The sequence below is a fragment of the Lysinibacillus sp. F12 genome, from assembly GCF_057773605.1.
Map to the genome: position 1 here is coordinate 585930 of NZ_JBYMLP010000001.1, position 16498 is coordinate 602427.

Below are 16498 nucleotides of genomic sequence, written 5' to 3' on the forward strand. Positions count from 1 at the left end.
GCTCATGCTAAAAGGGGTTCATTCTATTTTTGCCAATGGTTCAGTTCTTTTAATAATTCGGGTAGCTGCAATTTCTTTACGTCGATTGGCGGTAGTGCTTTTATAAATTCTTTGCCATAGGATTTGCTTGTTATTCGACGGTCGAGGACAATAAAAGCACCTTTATCTTGAGAGGAACGAATTAAGCGACCAAAGCCTTGCTTAAAGCGCATAATAGCCTCAGGCAATGACAACTCCGTGAAGGAATTGCGTCCTTGCGCTGTAAGATGCTGAGCTCTTGCCTTAAAGATAGGCTCTTCTGGTGAAGAAAATGGCAGCCGCACGACAATAACAGAGGCAAGGGCATCTCCAGGAACATCTACACCTTCCCAAAAACTGTTTGTTCCAAAAAGAACAGCATGGCTAAATTTTTGAAATGATTTCAGAATACGCATACGGCTACCACCTGTAACACCTTGCGCAAAAAGCATATAATCATCTAAAAGTTCACTATCTTGAATGAGCTCGACTGTTTTCCGTAGCATATCCTGGGCTGTGAAAAGCACAAAACAACGACCTTCTGTCATTCTAACAGTTCTCGTAATCGCATGAGCAACTGCCTCAATATATTCTTCCTGACTAACATGCTGAATGTCTGGCATATCAGTGACAATATATGCCTTTGCACCCGCATAATAGGCTGGCGGTGCTTGTAATTTTATTACTTCAACGCTATCAGAAATTCCTAATTGTCGTGTAACAAAACGCTCATTGCCTGGTACCGTTAATGTGCCTGATGTCCATATAATGCTCGCTTGCTTGCGAAGAGGTGCTAATACTTGTTCAATAATGGGTGTTACATTGGCTGGTTTTTTAAAAACATGTAAACTGCCAGGAACACTTCGAACATCAAATTCTAGCCAAACTGAACTTCCGTCCTGTGGTGACAGGAATATGTCTTCCCATTCCGCAATTTTTATTTTTACTTCTCGAATCCAATAATGCCATTCGGATACAACATAAAGATCATTTTTATCTAATTGCTCAATATTATTTTCAAATCCTTGGGCTGCTTCAGTCGCAAGATCAAGCCATTGCTGAGTTAGTTTGCTTACATGTAAAAATGACTCTTTGGCAAGAGTAACATCCTCTATAAACAAGGTACATTTGCTGCTAGCTCGCTTCCCTTTCATATGCTGCTGCATGCTTTGAACTGTTCGTTGAATGGTCTCATCAAATGCACGCTGTAACCGGATAAACTGAGCATCCAGTCGCTGTAAACTTTGCATCGATACGCGTTGTTTTTTCTTTGCCGCTTCACAAAAAAGGTGATATAGTGCTGTGTCCTCCATTGTGCCAATTTGACCGAAAATATATTTCCATTGCGTATAGGAGAAGACTATTTCATCCTGTTGCATCGCAGCCTGAATAAATTGATGTGCTTCATCAATTACCCATCCATCTACTTGTGTAAATATCGGCGTTTGACGAACCAAATCGCTTAAAACCATAGCATGATTTGTCACAATGCAGTCAGCAAATGCACTGTTCTTTAGAGCTTGTTCATAGAAATCAAAGCCTTTAGATGGTTTGTCATTTGGTATTTTGCGGATTTTCTCTAAAAACAGTTGTCCGCCACCTGATACATTCAGCTCACTTAGCACACCCGTCTCTGTTTTCGTCAGCCAAACGAGAATCTGTAAAATAGAAAAAGTATCATCATAGGATTCGTCACCATATGCCATACATTGTTCAAAACGATCTAGATCAATATAATGCTGCATCCCCTTTAGTACGCATATGTTTACTTTTGTACCAAGGATTTTCTCTATCTTTGGTAGCTCCTCCTCTACAAGCTGTTCTTGTAGATAGGATGTATAGGTACTAATCGCGATTTTCTTATGGACAGTACGAGCATATACAATGGCTGGCAGTAAATAACCTGCCGTTTTGCCAATACCCGTGGAAGCTTCAATTACACATTCCTTTTGCTCATGTAGTGCTTGCCAAATCGTATCCATCATCTTAAATTGTGCTGGACGTTCTTCAAAATTGGGTAGAGCCTTTGTCATTAAGGCCGTTTTATCTGCCACTGTTTGCGGATAATCAATCGTCTCTGACGCATTGTCATGTTTATTACGACCATTACAAATCGCAAAATTCCGGTAATAGTGCACATTTTCATTGCCTGTTTTATGCTGACGTTTTATTTGCAGTGCCTCGAAAAAAAGCTGTGAAATATTCGATTTTAAGCGAAAAGAACGCTTATGCATTTGTTCTAATGTTAGTTGAGGCAGACTTAGTAGCTCTTTCCAACAACATTTGAACAGCTCTGCTGTAGCACGAGCATCATCATCCGCTCGATGTGCATTGGCCAACTCTATATTTAAATCCGCCGCCAAGTCTCCTAGCTTAAAGCCGAGTGACATCGGAAACAAAATTTTTGCTAGCTCTACTGTATCCATTTTTTTACCTTGCCACTTTGGAAGGCCTGCCCGTTTAAACTCCGCCTGTAAAAATGATAAGTCAAAATCGGCATTATGGGCTACAAACACACAATCAGCCAGTAGCTCATATATGTAATCCGCATGTTCCTCAAAAGGGTATGAATCCTTTACATCCTCATTTGTTATATGCGTTAAATCTTGAATAAAAGTAGGAATGGCTTTGCCTGGGTTAATAAATTTCGTATAGGTACGCTCAATTTCCCAATCCTTCATAATAACAATGGCAATTTGAATCATCCGGTCCCCATTCGCTGGTGAATGACCCGTTGTCTCCAAATCCACAATGGCATATTTTTGACTTTCCATCATACATCTCAACTCACAGTTCACATTAGATAAGAAGAATTTTATCATATATTTGGTTCAGCAGCATCCTTTCTCCCCTACACGTCTTCTAATAGGCAATCCCTTTTGCTCCATATAAATTAAAAAACCGCAACCTCAGGGAATCCTTTAAGGTTGCGGAAATAGCCTTGTGACATAATTTAAAAGATGATGTTGTTTTCAAGCTATTTTTTAGAAAGTATTATTTCTTTTTTGCAACATCAACAATACGACCTTCAGCAGTTGTTTTCACTTCTTTTAATGATAATAATTGCTCTTGTAGGTTCTCCCAATCAGATAAACCTAAATCTGTTACTCGACCTTCTTCATATGCTTTAGCAAACATATCAAAGCCGTCTCCACCTTTAGCAGTGAAGGCATTCGTTGCTACTGTATATGTTTTATTATCTTCTAAAGCAACATACTTGCCAGTTGCTTTATCTAAATATTCGATTGAAACAACACGTGAGCCAGCTTCTTTTGATGAGTCATATTGTAATTTCGCTCCACCAATGTGTAGGAAACCACCATTTTCTTTAGGTGCATTTTTTAAGGAAACTTCAAATGCTGCTTTTAGCTCAGCTCCAGTAGTATCCATTAATGCTAATGTGTTACCAAATGGTAATACTGTAATCACTTGTCCAACCGTAATATTGCCTGCTGGAATTGCTGCACGAATACCGCCACCATTTTGTAGTGCCATGACAACTGTTTTATCTGTATATTTTTGTGCTTTTGCCAACATACCATCTGTAATAATATTACCTAACGCTGTTTCATTGCTACGTACACTTTCTAAGTTTGTTTCAGTTGCACGTGGATTTGCTAACTCCTCAGAAATTTTCACACCGATTTCCTTGTTGTTAACTTCATCAATTTTTGCTTTATATGGCGCTAGTAATTTTACTAATGCTTTATCTTCAGCTACTTTACCAAGGTCGATTAATTCGCCACCGTACTCAGTGACAACACCTTTGCCATCAAATGTGACATCCAATGTTCCTAAAAATTTGACATACTCATTAGCTTGTACGATTAATGTTGCATCTTTTGCTTCGCCTACAGTGTTTGTATCTACAACAAATGGCTCGTCTAATTTAGTATGGTCATGTCCACCAACAATTACATCGATGCCTGGTACGTTTTTCGCTAGTAAAATATCATTATCCACATTTGGATTATCATTATAGCCAATATGTGTTAAAGCAATAATTTTATTAACGCCCATTCCCTCAAAAGCAGCTACTGCTTTTTTCGCTTCTTCAATATAGTTAGTGAATTTCACTTTACCTGGAGAAGCAATATCCAAAGTTTCTTCTGTTGTTAAACCAAAGATACCAACTTTTTCTCCATCAATTTCTTTTACAATACCTGAATAGATTTTACCGTTTTCAGGTTCACTTGAAATAAGATCTGTAAATAAACCTGTAAATTTAGCATCTGCTGAAAAGTCTGTATTGGCATCCACAAATGGGAATTTAGCACCTTTAACAAAGTCTGCAAGTGCTTGATGTCCTTCAGGTGATGAACCTAAATCAAATTCATGGTTACCAAATACCATAGCGTCAAAGCCAATTTCATTTAATAGCGCTAAATCTGCTTGCCCATGGAACTCATTGAAGTATAATGTACCACTAAATGCATCACCCGCATGTAAAGTTAAAACATTTTTCTTTGTTTCACGTTGCTCTTTTACAGCTGTTGCTAATTTCGGTAGTTCATTTGCACGAGCATGTGTATCATTAACATGTAAAATGGATAATGTAAATGCATCTTCTGGTTTTTCAGGCGTTTCTGGGTTTAATTTAGTTAGAGCTTCTGCAATCAATGTTGCGAGTTGTCCACGTGTTACACTTTTACTAGCTTCATGATTTTTAGCACTCTCTAATTCTGGTAAATTAGGAATAGATGACAAGATTTTTGCCAAATCACCATGTGTAATCGTTTGGTTTGGACGGAATGTATTATCTCCATAGCCTGAAACAACTTTTAATCCTACTAATGCAGCGATTGGGCCGTAATAAGGATTAGCTGCATCAATATCCTTAAAGTTTGGATTCACAACTTCTTTCGTGTCTAGCTTTAATGCGCCTGCAATCATTTTTGCAGCCTGTCCACGCGTGACATTTGTATCAGGTTTGAATGTACCATCTGGGAATCCGCTAATAATACCTGCCGCATAAAGTGTCGAAATGCCCTTATAATCTGCATGACTTTCCTTTACATCCGAAAATGGGCTAGCTGCTGATGCTGGTGCTGCTGCTACCGCTGTGATAGCCAATGCTGCTGCAGTAGCTGTTAAAAATTTGTTACGTTTATTTTCCATTACAAATGATACCTCCACTAGTAAAATGATGTACTAACAACTAAATTCTACATAAATATCTCATAAAATACTAGAACATTTGTAAAATTTTAATTTCACAAACTAGTTTAATAGTTAGAAAAACAAAATTTTACCAGTACTTTTGTAGCGGTTTTGATTACATAAAAAGGAGGATGGGCTAATCGGCTACAGTCATGAGCCTTGCCATCCTCCTTTTTGATATCGATTTCCAGCCACTTTACTCATTTGTTTCTGGAATCATGTTAAAACGTTCTCTTGTCTTACATCACTGTTGCTTCTGGTTCATAAGAAATCATTTCTTTAATCGAATTATCTTCTCCCATAATGGCAACAGTCGGTTTATGATCCTTAGCCTCATGATTATCCACATATACATAGGAAATAATAATGACAATATCGCCACGCTGTACGAGTCGGGCTGCCGCCCCATTCACACAAATTACACCTGAACCACGCTCACCAGCAATAATATACGTTTCAAAACGAGCGCCATTATTATTATTAACAACATGTACCTTTTCATTTGGGAGCATACCAACTGCCTCTAGTATGTCCTCATCAATTGTTATAGAGCCGACATAATTTAAATCTGCCTGTGTCACTGTTGCACGGTGGATTTTACTATTCATCATCATTCGTAACATATTTATAGTCCCTCTTTCACAGTAAAGATACTATTATCAATTAAGCGTGTCTTCCCAATATACACAGCAGCTGCCAACAATACTTGTTGTGTCGTTTCAGTCACTGGTGTTAAATCTGGGTAGGCTAATAATTCAATATAGTCAATTCGGCCATGAGTTTGTATTTGAATATGAGCTTTGGCCTTTGCTAATGCTTCCCTAACATCTCCCGTTGCTAAAAAGCTATCCCGAGCCAATTGTAGTGCTTCATGAATGGCAGGAGCCTCTTCTCTTTCCGATTCGCTTAGATAAATGTTGCGAGAAGACTTTGCTAATCCATCTTCCTCTCGGACAATAGGTACGACGCGCATGTCTAAAGGAAAATTAAAATCACGGACCATTGTTGTAATAATGGCAACCTGCTGGGCATCTTTTTGGCCGAAATATGCTCTAGTGGGAAGTGTAAGATGGAATAATTTTGCTACAACTTGTAGCACACCATCAAAATGGCCAGGACGACTTGCTCCGCAAAGAATCGTTGCCTGTTCACCCGCATGAATACGAATTCCACCATCCTGCGGATACATTTCTTCAACACTTGGTGCGAATACAAGGTCTACGCCGACAGACTCTGCTAACGCAATATCTCTTGGCAAATCCCGTGGGTAACTTTCAAAATCTTCATTTGGTCCAAATTGTGTTGGGTTGACGAATATACTCATGACAACTAAATCATTTTCTGCACGTGCTGTTTGAGCCAATGTTAAGTGGCCTTCATGTAAATATCCCATAGTCGGAACAAGGCCAATCGTTTTATGAGCTTGTTTAGCTGCTTGAATTTCAGCGGTTAATGCTTGTATCGTTGTCATGACCTTCATGATTGGACGCCTCCATATAGCTGGTCTAATGCATCCTCTTTCATTGTGAAGAAATGCTTCTGTGCTGGGAAAGTACCTGCTTTGACAGCTTCCACATAGCGAACCATTCCTTCACTTGCCTCTTTCCCCATATTGGCAAATTGTTGAACAAACTTTGGCACATGATGTGAGCCATAGCTTAACATGTCATGATAAACCAACACTTGGCCATCTGCTTCTACACCTGCACCAATACCTATGGTAGGAATGATAAGATGAGCTGACACAATTTCTGTTAGCTGATGTGGAATACATTCCAAGACGACTGCACATGCACCAGCCTCTTCACACTGCTTGGCATCCTCAATAAGTTTTGTTGCCTGTTCAGCCGTTTTCCCCTGCACCTTATATCCACCAAGTACGCCTGCTGATTGTGGCAGTAAGCCTAAATGAGCAACCACTGGAATACCTGCAGTTGTAAGTTTTTGAATGACCGGAATGATATCTCCTGCCCCTTCTACTTTTAAGGCGTCAGCACCTGTTTCTTGCATCATATAAATGGCCGTTTTCAATGTTTCATTGACATCACCATGATAGGAACCAAATGGCATATCAACTACCACAAAAGTATCCTTCGCCCCACGTCGAGTTGCTTTTGCATGATGAATCATGTCTGCTACAGTCACTGGCATTGTAGAATCGTAGCCAAGGACAACCATTCCAAGTGAATCTCCTACTAGAATCATGTCAACATTAGCAGCCTCTGCAAATTTAGCGGCTGGATAATCGTAGGCAGTCACCATCACGATTTTCTCGCCTGCCGCTTTCATCTTTAAAAAATCTGTTGTCGTTTTCATTTTGTAGTCCTCCTTTTTAAGGGAAGAAAACAGAAAAACCCCTCGGTTCCAAAATGGACAGAAGGGTTGTGTTTCGTTCGTTAGCAAAAAGCCCCCTGCATAACTCGGCAAGAGGTGCTAGCTTCACTTTGAAAGTGAGCTACTTGTTGAACGTATTGTTTTCTTCCGTCCCTGTCATAAAGATCAAGGCAGATATTTGTTCGTATTGGATCTTGCGTTTAGAAGGTGCCGTTCACAATGGATACTGCCCTTCAGCACATACTATAACAATAAAACTTGTAATCTTCAAATATTATTTTCTAATAATAACAACTTTCATTTATAAAATTTGACAATCAATGCTATACGTCATATACTATCCTCATACTATATGGCATATAATATAAAATGAAGTATAAGTAATGAATGTGAGGTGGAAAGATGACATTTCAGCTTGGCTCAGCTTTACTAGATGCTTGTGTATTGGCCATTGTGGACAAAGAAGATGCATACGGCTATTCCTTAACTCAGCAAGTACAATCCGTCATGGATATTTCAGAGTCTACACTGTACCCCGTATTACGTCGCTTACAAAAAGCGGATTATTTAACAACCTACGATCAGCCCTATCAAGGTAGAAATAGACGCTATTATCAAATTACAGAGGATGGCCGTATACGATTATTAGAGCTTTTAAAAGAATGGCGAGTGTATAAGGAAAAGGTTGATTGTGTACTTTTAGGAGGGAATATAGATGGATAGAGATAGCTATTTGAAAAAGCTACGAGGGAAATTACGGCGACTTCCTGCGCATGAGTTAGACACGGCTCTTGCCTATTATGAAGAATACTTTGAAGAAGCAGGAGAGGAAAATGAGCAACAGGTTATTTCAGAGCTAGGCTCCCCCTCTCATGTTGCCTCGCAAATATTGGCAGATTTTGCCTTGAAAGATTTAGAAAACACTTCGGAGAAATCGACTAAAAAGAATATGACAGCTATATGGCTTATTATTCTAGCTATCCTTTCTGCACCGCTTTCTTTACCACTTCTGGCAACAGCTATCGCCCTTATTGTATCATTTGGTGCTGTCATTATTAGTTTGATTTTTGCGATTGGAGCTGGCATTTTAAGTATTTTTATCGGCGGAATGGCTGCCCTTATTTCAGGATTCTTTATTTTAACGGAGCATTGGCCAACCGCATTATTATTTATGGGGGTTGGCTTAATCATTACAGGGTTGGGTGTCTTACTCTTTCCATTCGTTGCGCGTTTTATTAAGAAAACCGTCCTGGTCTCTGTAGAAACATTGGGCAGATTGTTCCATAAAATAACGAAAACAAAGAAAGGAGGCCTGTAAATGACTTCTAAAAACTCCCTTGTTGCCATAACCATAATTGCATTAGGTATTTTACTGACATTGGTCGGCTATTTTTCAGGAGGTCGATGGTTCATTATCAAAGATGGGGATGGCCTTCACGTGCCAGGTAGCCATAAACTAATTCATGAATCATATAACCTAGATAAGTTTACTAGTATAAATATCGTGAATGATTATGGGGATATTACCATTGTCTCAACTGAAGACAATTATAAACTGGAAACGAATGTACTCGAACAACAAGACGTCTCGTATCATGTTGAAGATGGAACTTTACAGATTGAAACAAAGGCAAAGAAAAAAAATGGGTTTGCATTTGGCTTCTCTAGCTTTTCTTCTCCCTCTATCAAAATCTATGTTCCAGCAAATACTAGCATAGAGGCGATTGTAATAGATAGTGAATTCGGGGATACAACACTTCGAGGGTTGCATTATCAACAGCTAAATTTAATGCAAAATTACGGAGATATTACCTTCAACAACATAACTGGAGAGAAAACAGAGATTACACAGGACTTTGGGGATTTAACGTTCAAGCAATATTCTAGTAATGGTGTAAACATCGAAAGTGAGCATGGTGATATTCATATTGCTGGAACTTTAAATGGGACATCAACCATTACATCTAGCTTTGGAGATGCAACGCTTCACTTACAAAATAAACAAAGTGATCTTGGTTATGAAGTAAAAACAAGTTTTGGGGATATAACGGTTAATGGCACAGAAGAAAATGGCAAGGTCACTCAGCTTTACAAGGGTGATGACCAGCTGAACGTTTCTTTATCGCACGGTGATGTCAATGTTTCACTCAAATAATAATAATTGAAGTCATCAAAAAAGCTGCAGGTACACACCTTGCAGCTTCTTTTTTTATAGTATTTTGATATCTCCTGCATAAATGGTGCGGACCAAACCATCATCTTGTGTAAGCTGTAGCACCCCATCATCTGTAATTCCACTAGCTATCCCTTCAAAGCGTTCTCGTATTGTCGTCACCTCAATACGCTGACCAATCGTACAAGACAGCTGCTCCCATAGGGTTTTAATACTTGCAAATCCTTCTTCGACATATAGCTCTGTAAATTGCTCAAGGTACTGTAAAATTAATGCTACAAGTGCTGCACGATTAATTTCCTCACCTGCTTCTAATCGTAGTGAAGTAGCAATCTCCGCAATATTTGATGAGAAATCGGCTGCCTCCTGGTTAGCGTTTATTCCAATGCCAACTAGTAATGCCTGTACCAGATCTGCCTCTGCCTGCATCTCCGTCAAAATACCTGTACATTTTTTTCCATTAATTAATAAATCATTGGGCCATTTGATAGCTGGCTCAATATCTTTATAGAGTGTTGTAATGGCCATTGTGACAGCCACTGCGACAACAAGCGTATAAGAGGATGCCTGTTGAGGTGTGACATCAGGTCGAACGATAATCGTCATCCAAATACCGCTACCATGCACTGATTCCCACGGACGAGCCATCCGACCTCGACCTGCTGTTTGCTCTTCACCAATAATGACTGTGCCATGTGGTGCACCCTCTTGTGCAAGTTTATGGGCAATCGTTTGTGTGGAATCTACAACATCGAAATAATGAATTTTTCTTCCAAAATGCTCTGTTTTTAAAAAAAGGTCAATTTGTGTGGGACTTAAACTATTTGGTACACCTGTTAATACATAGCCTTTTTTCTTTATCGTTTCAAACGTGTAGCCTTCTTCTTGTAATGTCTGCATATGTTTCCAGACAGCCGTCCTTGAGACACCAAGGGAATCCGCTAATTCTTGACCTGAAACTGCTTCTCCATTGGCAGCCAGTATTCTTTTTAAAATTTCGTCTTTTATGGAAATTGTCATGTTCACATCAATCCTTTTGTAAACTCCGCTTTTTATGTAACTATACTTCATCATACTGTAAATCAACTGAAATGACCATCAGTGATATAAAATGACAAGCCGTCCCACATTTTCCTGAGACGGCTTGTTGTCAATATATATGCTTACGCTTCATGGAAGTAGTGGCAATCTAGCCAATTTTTTATACGCTCCTGGTCATTTTCAAGTTCATTATGAATTATGGCTTCCAGTATGTCACCTAATACTTCTTTTACCCAAGGGCCTCCCTTTTTTCCAGACCATTTAAGTAAATCCGCTCCATTCACCACAACTTCTTGCTTCTGTTGAATGGGTAGCTGGTCCTGTAATACACGAATAGGCTGGCTAGGTAAACAAACGTCCAGTTGGAGTAGTTTTGCGAAATATATGGCTGCTTCTAACTCCTGTTCTTTGTAGGTAAAATAATGAATGTTTGTCCAGCCACTATTTAACGCTTCATAGGCTGTCAATACAGCTTTAACGAACGCCATTTCTTTATTGGACAATCGATAATCCCGTAGAATCTCTCGCCAATTTGCACCTTGAAGTAAAGCAAAATAAGCCCAGCCTACATGCTTGTCCTCAGTCCGAAAATCATACCAGCGATGAGCCTGAAAATTCCCATGTAAATAAGCTGCCAAGCCACTTTCCTCTAATTTTTGAAGGCCACTAAAAACGGACGTTCCAAGCCATAGCTTATCTAGCTCTGCTTTAATTCGTTCTTTTGCAATAAAAGCGATATCGGGCGCTCTATTTTGTATCGCAGTCATAGTATCTTTCGCTATTGTGAAATCAAGCTGTGCTGAAAAACGAATTGCTCGTAACATGCGCAAGGCATCCTCAGCAAAACGTTTGTCAGCATCTCCAACAGCTCGAATAACACGAAGTTCAATATCTTGACGACCCCCGTAATAATCAACAAAAGTGCCATCTTGACGCATAGCGATGGCATTCATTGTAAAATCACGGCGTTGTAAATCGTCTTGCAGAGAGCGAACGAATTGCACTTTATCGGGTCTTCGATGGTCTGTATATTCCCCATCTGTACGATAAGTTGTTACCTCAACTGGCCCAGCAGGTACGATAACAAGTACCGTCCCATGCTGAATTCCAATATCTACAGTCCGTTGAAAAACTGACTTTACCTCTTCAGGCAGCGCGTTTGTCGCAACATCGACATCATGCGCAGGGCGATTCAGTAAAGCATCCCTAACAGCTCCACCTACAATAACTGCCTCAAAGCCTGCTTGTTCTAATTGTTCAATTACTGAATAGGCTGTTTGCCATTCTTTATTGTTTTGCATGATTTCTTTCCGCAACCTTCTCGTACAGATTTTCGTATTGTTCTACAATTTTGGACGAGTGGAATTTGTCGCCGACTGCTCGAATGGCTGCCTCTCTGAAACGCAGCAGTTTTTCCTCATCTTGCAACAACTGAACAGCATATTCAGCTACCGTTTCAGTATCTCCTAAGTCCACAATAAAGCCATCCACACCATGTTCAATGACTTCCGGGATACCCCCTACATTTGTTCCAATACAAGGTACTCCACAAGCCATTGCCTCTAATAAAACCAGTCCAAACGATTCCTGTTGAGAAAGTAACAATTTTAGGTCACTAATAGCATATAGCTCAGCTAAATTTTCTTGTTTTCCTAAAAATAGAACATCCTTCATATATGGACTTTCCTTTACTTGGTCCATTACACGATGCTTTTCGGGCCCATCACCCACTAATAAGAGCTTTGCCTTCACATTAGCACGTATTTTCATAAAGGCTTCAATAATATGTGGAAGATTCTTGATTTTGCGGAAGTTAGATACATGGATGAGAACTTTTTCATCTTCTTGAATACCAAATTGCTCTTTTAGGTTTCTGGAATTACGAGGGAAGTACTCACGTTCATCCACAAAGTTATAAATGGTTTCAATGGGCTTAACTGTATCAATTAATTCATAAGTTTGTTCTTTTAATGCGTGTGACACGGTCGTCACAATATCAGATTTATCAATTCCATACTTAATGGCCTGTGAAAGCGTAGAATCCTGCCCAAGCACTGATATATCTGTGCCATGAAGTGTTGTAACGATGCCAATATCTCGCCCACTCATTTCACGTGCTAACACAGCACATACTGCATGTGGAATTGCGTAATGCACATGCAACACATCCAACTCTTCATCCTTGATGACGTCTGCCATTTTACTCGCTAATGCAATATCGTATGGTGAATATTGAAACACTGAATAATTATTAACTTCGACTTCATGGAAAAAGACGGTTGGATAAATTTTATTCAATCGAAATGGTACGCTTGAGGTAATGAAATGAATTTCATGCCCTCTTTCTGCAAGCATTTTGCCTAATTCTGTTGCAATTACACCAGAGCCTCCAACTGTTGGATAACAGGTAATGCCGATTTTTAGCTTTTTCATTCGATGATCATCCTTTCTAAATCACGTCTTTTATTAGTTACGTCTTTCTTGTATCAGTCTCCAATCCACAAAGCCTTCTTGTAGGCCTTTTAATAATATTTCTGCTGTCCCCATATTTGTCGCCAGTGGCACTTGGTAAACATCACAAAGACGGATAAGTGCAGAAACATCTGGCTCATGTGGCTGTGCTGTTAATGGATCTCGGAAAAAAATAACCATATCCATATCATTGTTGGCAATCATTGCGCCAATTTGTTGGTCGCCACCAAGTGGACCTGAACGAAATCGTGTTACCTCTAAACCAGTGGCTTCAATGACACGCTGTCCTGTTGTACCGGTAGCATAAAGTGAATGTTCAAGTAAAATTTCTTTGTAAGCAATAGCAAACTGTACTAAATTATCTTTTTTACGATCATGTGCAATCAATGCGATTTTCATATAGCTTCCATCCCAATCTTTAGATGATGTTTTCTAAACCATAAACAAGTTGATCCATTTTCATAACCTCTTCTACACAAAAGGCAATGCCCGACATAAATGAATTTCGATTTAATGAATCATGGCGAATTGTTAAAAGCTGCCCATCTCCACCAAATAATACTTGCTGGTGTGCCACTAAACCAGGTAAGCGAACAGAGTGGATGCGCATGCCATCAAAGTCTCCACCTCTTGCACCTTCAATGGTTTCTTTTTCTTCTGGATGCCCCTGAGTCTTTTGCGTACGTGCCTCTTTTATTAATTGAGCTGTTTTCACAGCTGTTCCAGAGGGTGCATCAAGTTTTTGATCATGATGCATTTCAATAATTTCTACATCTGGTAAGTATTTGGCCGCTTCTTTCGCAAATTTCATCATCAGGATAGCGCCAATCGCAAAGTTTGGTGCAATAATGCAGCCTAACTCTTTTTCTTTGGCAATGGTTGATAATTCCTCTAGTTGTGCATCAGTAAATCCTGTTGTACCAATTACAGGTCGTACATTTAAATTCAACGCTTCTTTAGTATGATTGTATACAGAATGTGGGTTCGTTAAATCCACTAATACGTCTGGAGAAGTTGCTTCTACAAGATCATGCATTTCCGTAAATATAGGTACTGTATAGCTCGCTGGGAACATGTCTAAATCAGCTAATGTTTTTCCTACTTCCTTATAATCTAGTACAGCTACTAATTCCATTTTGTCATGTTTCATGACCGTATGTACAGCCTCAGCCCCCATTTTTCCTCTTGCTCCTGCAATAGCTACACGAATCGACATCATTCTTCATCCTTTCTCGTCCAACGATCCTTATCCCTTGTTTCAAATTTATGTATGACTCTTAATAGAGCTTCATCTAATTTAATACCCTGAGCATTGGCAAAGCATACTAAAACAAAGAAAAAGTCACCAAGTTCTTCTTCAATACTGTTTATTTCCTCAGTATTCTTTTTCTTTTTTTGTCCATATACATCCTGAACCTCACGAGATAGCTCTCCTAATTCCTCTGTTAAACGGGCTAGCAGTTCGAATGGTGGGAAATATCCTTCTTTAAATTGTCCTATATAATTATCAACACGCTGTTGTAATGCTTGCATTGTTAGTTGTTCTGTCATTTACATCACACTCCTATTTACCATCCTATATAATTTACACCGTTGTTGTCAAAACCAATAAAATGTCAGATAATAGATATCACTACTTCATTTGTTTGGAACTACAGGAGGCCAAATGTTAAAACAGATTAAAATTCGTAATATTATCGCAATAATGCTCGGAGCAGCCATTTTTAGCTTCGGGTTTGTTCACTTCAATATTCAAAATCAGCTAGGTGAAGGTGGACTAAGTGGAATTACACTCATACTATACTTTACATTAGGATGGGACCCCGCCTTAATGAACCTATTATTAAATATTCCCATGTTTATAATTGGTTATCGATTACTTGGAAAGAAATCTTTTGTTTATACGCTTGTTGGCACTTTATCTGTTTCTCTTTTTCTAAAGATTTTCCAGAAATATCAGTTTACCATTCATTTAGAAGATGACATGTTACTCGTTGCTCTTTTCGCGGGTATATTCGTCGGACTTGGCCTAGGAATTGTCTTCCGCTTTGGTGGCACTACCGGCGGCGTTGATATTTTGGCACGACTTGGACATAAATATTTTGGCTGGAGTATGGGTAAAACGATGTTTGTCTTCGACGCCATTGTCATCATCCTTTCATGGCTTACATTTTTAGATGCTCGTTCCATGATGTACACATTAGTCGCTGTATTTGTTGGCGCTCGTGTTATTGACTTTGTACAGGAAGGAGCCTATGCAGCGCGTGGTGCTCTCATTATATCTGAGAAGTCCGGTGTTATTGCCGAAACAATCGCCTTACGAATGGAACGCGGGATCACTATTTTAGAAGGACATGGCCACTTTACTAAGCAGCCTAAGGAAGTTATTTATTGTGTGATCGGTCGCAACGAAGTTGTACGCCTAAAATCCATTGTTCATGAAGTGGATCCACACGCTTTCGTTTCTATTATAGAAGTACGCGATGTAGCAGGAGAAGGCTTCACTCTTGATGATCAAAAACAACCGCTTCATTAAGTGTTTGAAGATAAAAAACTTGTTATAGTGGTGTTCCACCATAACAAGTTTTTTTCTTAGTCATCGCTACGCATATTCGTAAAAATTAGAATTAGACGTAATAATTCTAGTACCGCTACCGCTGCTGCTGCTACATATGTTAATGCTGCAGCACTTAATACTTTTCGTGCTGGTCGTTCTTCTTCATTTGTAATAATGCCAAGCGAATTCATTTGAACTAATGCCCGCTTTGAAGCATCAAACTCCACTGGAAGTGTCACTAATTGGAAAACAACACCTGCTGCTAATAATATGATACCTAAAAGCAAGAAATTCGTACTACTTGCAAAAATACCAATCATTACAAAAATCCAAGATGCATTCGAAGAAATATTTGCCACTGGGACTAGCTTACTACGTAATGTAAGCATAGAGTAAGCTTCTTTATGTTGGATGGCGTGACCTACCTCATGGGCAGCTACCGCAGCACCTGCAACACTCGCTTCATAAAAGTTACTTTCTGATAAAGCAACTGTTTTAGTTGCCGGATTATAATGATCAGACAACACACCTTGTGTTGGCACAACTCGTACATCATATAAGCCGTTCGCATCTAAAATCGCACGCGCTACCTCTGCACCTGTTTGGCCTTTCATTGTACGTTGTTTCGCAAATTTATTATACGTGCCTTTTACTTTCATTTGTGCATAAAGTGGTAGCAGCATAATAATAATAAAATAAACTATATACATGCTTGTTGACAATATTCTAACCCCTTTCTACCT

The 16498-nt window shown here is 39.2% G+C and carries 16 protein-coding genes; 4 read left to right on the forward strand and 12 right to left on the reverse strand.

The features are described from left to right. Nucleotides 1–23: 23 nt before the first annotated feature. The 5 genes from dinG to panB form a co-directional block, all read right to left on the reverse strand. Nucleotides 24–2795, reverse strand: coding sequence for an ATP-dependent DNA helicase DinG (gene dinG, locus AC3CH7_RS03045; RefSeq protein ID WP_012293670.1), 2772 nt, complete (start codon nt 2793–2795; stop codon nt 24–26). Between the two features lie 217 nt (nt 2796–3012). Next, entirely contained in the window at nt 3013–5136 is a 2124-nt protein-coding gene (locus AC3CH7_RS03050) for a 5'-nucleotidase C-terminal domain-containing protein (RefSeq protein ID WP_031417999.1), read from the reverse strand. Between the two features lie 281 nt (nt 5137–5417). Beyond that, complete coding sequence (gene panD, locus AC3CH7_RS03055) at nt 5418–5801, reverse strand: aspartate 1-decarboxylase (RefSeq protein WP_031417997.1); 384 nt, start codon at nt 5799–5801, stop codon at nt 5418–5420. Nucleotides 5802–5803: 2 nt separating this feature from the next. Beyond that, nucleotides 5804–6658 carry a pantoate--beta-alanine ligase gene (panC, locus tag AC3CH7_RS03060; RefSeq protein ID WP_012293667.1) on the reverse strand — a complete coding sequence of 285 codons (855 nt, stop codon included), beginning with the start codon at nt 6656–6658 and terminating at the stop codon, nt 5804–5806. Beyond that, the gene (gene panB, locus AC3CH7_RS03065) at nt 6655–7494 is read right to left on the reverse strand and encodes a 3-methyl-2-oxobutanoate hydroxymethyltransferase (protein WP_012293666.1); all 840 of its coding nucleotides are present in this window, start codon (nt 7492–7494) and stop codon (nt 6655–6657) included. Before panB ends, panC begins: the two co-directional genes overlap by 4 nt. A 420-nt stretch (nt 7495–7914) precedes the next feature. Between panB and AC3CH7_RS03070 the strand changes: the two genes are divergently transcribed. The 3 genes from AC3CH7_RS03070 to AC3CH7_RS03080 are packed head-to-tail and all read left to right on the forward strand — an operon-like array spanning nt 7915 to nt 9667. Next, complete coding sequence (locus tag AC3CH7_RS03070; protein WP_012293665.1) at nt 7915–8235, forward strand: PadR family transcriptional regulator; 321 nt, start codon at nt 7915–7917, stop codon at nt 8233–8235. Next, complete coding sequence (locus AC3CH7_RS03075; protein WP_012293664.1) at nt 8228–8830, forward strand: DUF1700 domain-containing protein; 603 nt, start codon at nt 8228–8230, stop codon at nt 8828–8830. Before AC3CH7_RS03070 ends, AC3CH7_RS03075 begins: the two co-directional genes overlap by 8 nt. Further along, nucleotides 8831–9667, forward strand: a complete 837-nt coding sequence (locus tag AC3CH7_RS03080; protein ID WP_031417992.1) for a DUF4097 family beta strand repeat-containing protein — start codon at nt 8831–8833, stop codon at nt 9665–9667. Between the two features lie 54 nt (nt 9668–9721). Here the strand turns inward: AC3CH7_RS03080 and AC3CH7_RS03085 are convergent, their stop codons facing one another. The 6 genes from AC3CH7_RS03085 to AC3CH7_RS03110 form a co-directional block, all read right to left on the reverse strand. Continuing rightward, on the reverse strand, nt 9722–10705 hold the full coding sequence (locus AC3CH7_RS03085) for a biotin--[acetyl-CoA-carboxylase] ligase (RefSeq protein WP_012293662.1): 984 nt from the start codon (nt 10703–10705) through the stop codon (nt 9722–9724). Nucleotides 10706–10848: 143 nt separating this feature from the next. Further along, nucleotides 10849–12027, reverse strand: a complete 1179-nt coding sequence (locus AC3CH7_RS03090; protein ID WP_197223760.1) for a CCA tRNA nucleotidyltransferase — start codon at nt 12025–12027, stop codon at nt 10849–10851. After that, the gene (gene bshA, locus AC3CH7_RS03095) at nt 12014–13159 is read right to left on the reverse strand and encodes an N-acetyl-alpha-D-glucosaminyl L-malate synthase BshA (RefSeq protein WP_012293660.1); all 1146 of its coding nucleotides are present in this window, start codon (nt 13157–13159) and stop codon (nt 12014–12016) included. The genes AC3CH7_RS03090 and bshA overlap by 14 nt, the downstream gene beginning before the upstream one ends. A 33-nt stretch (nt 13160–13192) precedes the next feature. After that, nucleotides 13193–13597 (reverse strand): methylglyoxal synthase, encoded by a 405-nt coding sequence (gene mgsA, locus AC3CH7_RS03100; protein WP_008181558.1) that lies wholly within the window; start codon nt 13595–13597, stop codon nt 13193–13195. A 19-nt stretch (nt 13598–13616) separates the two neighbouring features. Then, nucleotides 13617–14414: a 4-hydroxy-tetrahydrodipicolinate reductase gene (gene dapB / locus AC3CH7_RS03105; RefSeq protein WP_488381565.1), complete on the reverse strand. Its 798-nt coding sequence runs from the start codon at nt 14412–14414 to the stop codon at nt 13617–13619. Next, complete coding sequence (locus tag AC3CH7_RS03110) at nt 14414–14749, reverse strand: nucleotide pyrophosphohydrolase (protein ID WP_031417989.1); 336 nt, start codon at nt 14747–14749, stop codon at nt 14414–14416. The genes dapB and AC3CH7_RS03110 overlap by 1 nt, the downstream gene beginning before the upstream one ends. A 115-nt stretch (nt 14750–14864) precedes the next feature. Between AC3CH7_RS03110 and AC3CH7_RS03115 the strand changes: the two genes are divergently transcribed. Beyond that, nucleotides 14865–15734, forward strand: a complete 870-nt coding sequence (locus AC3CH7_RS03115; protein ID WP_008181565.1) for a YitT family protein — start codon at nt 14865–14867, stop codon at nt 15732–15734. A 56-nt stretch (nt 15735–15790) separates the two neighbouring features. Here the strand turns inward: AC3CH7_RS03115 and AC3CH7_RS03120 are convergent, their stop codons facing one another. Beyond that, entirely contained in the window at nt 15791–16465 is a 675-nt protein-coding gene (locus tag AC3CH7_RS03120; RefSeq protein ID WP_008181566.1) for a zinc metallopeptidase, read from the reverse strand. Nucleotides 16466–16498: the final 33 nt, after the last annotated feature.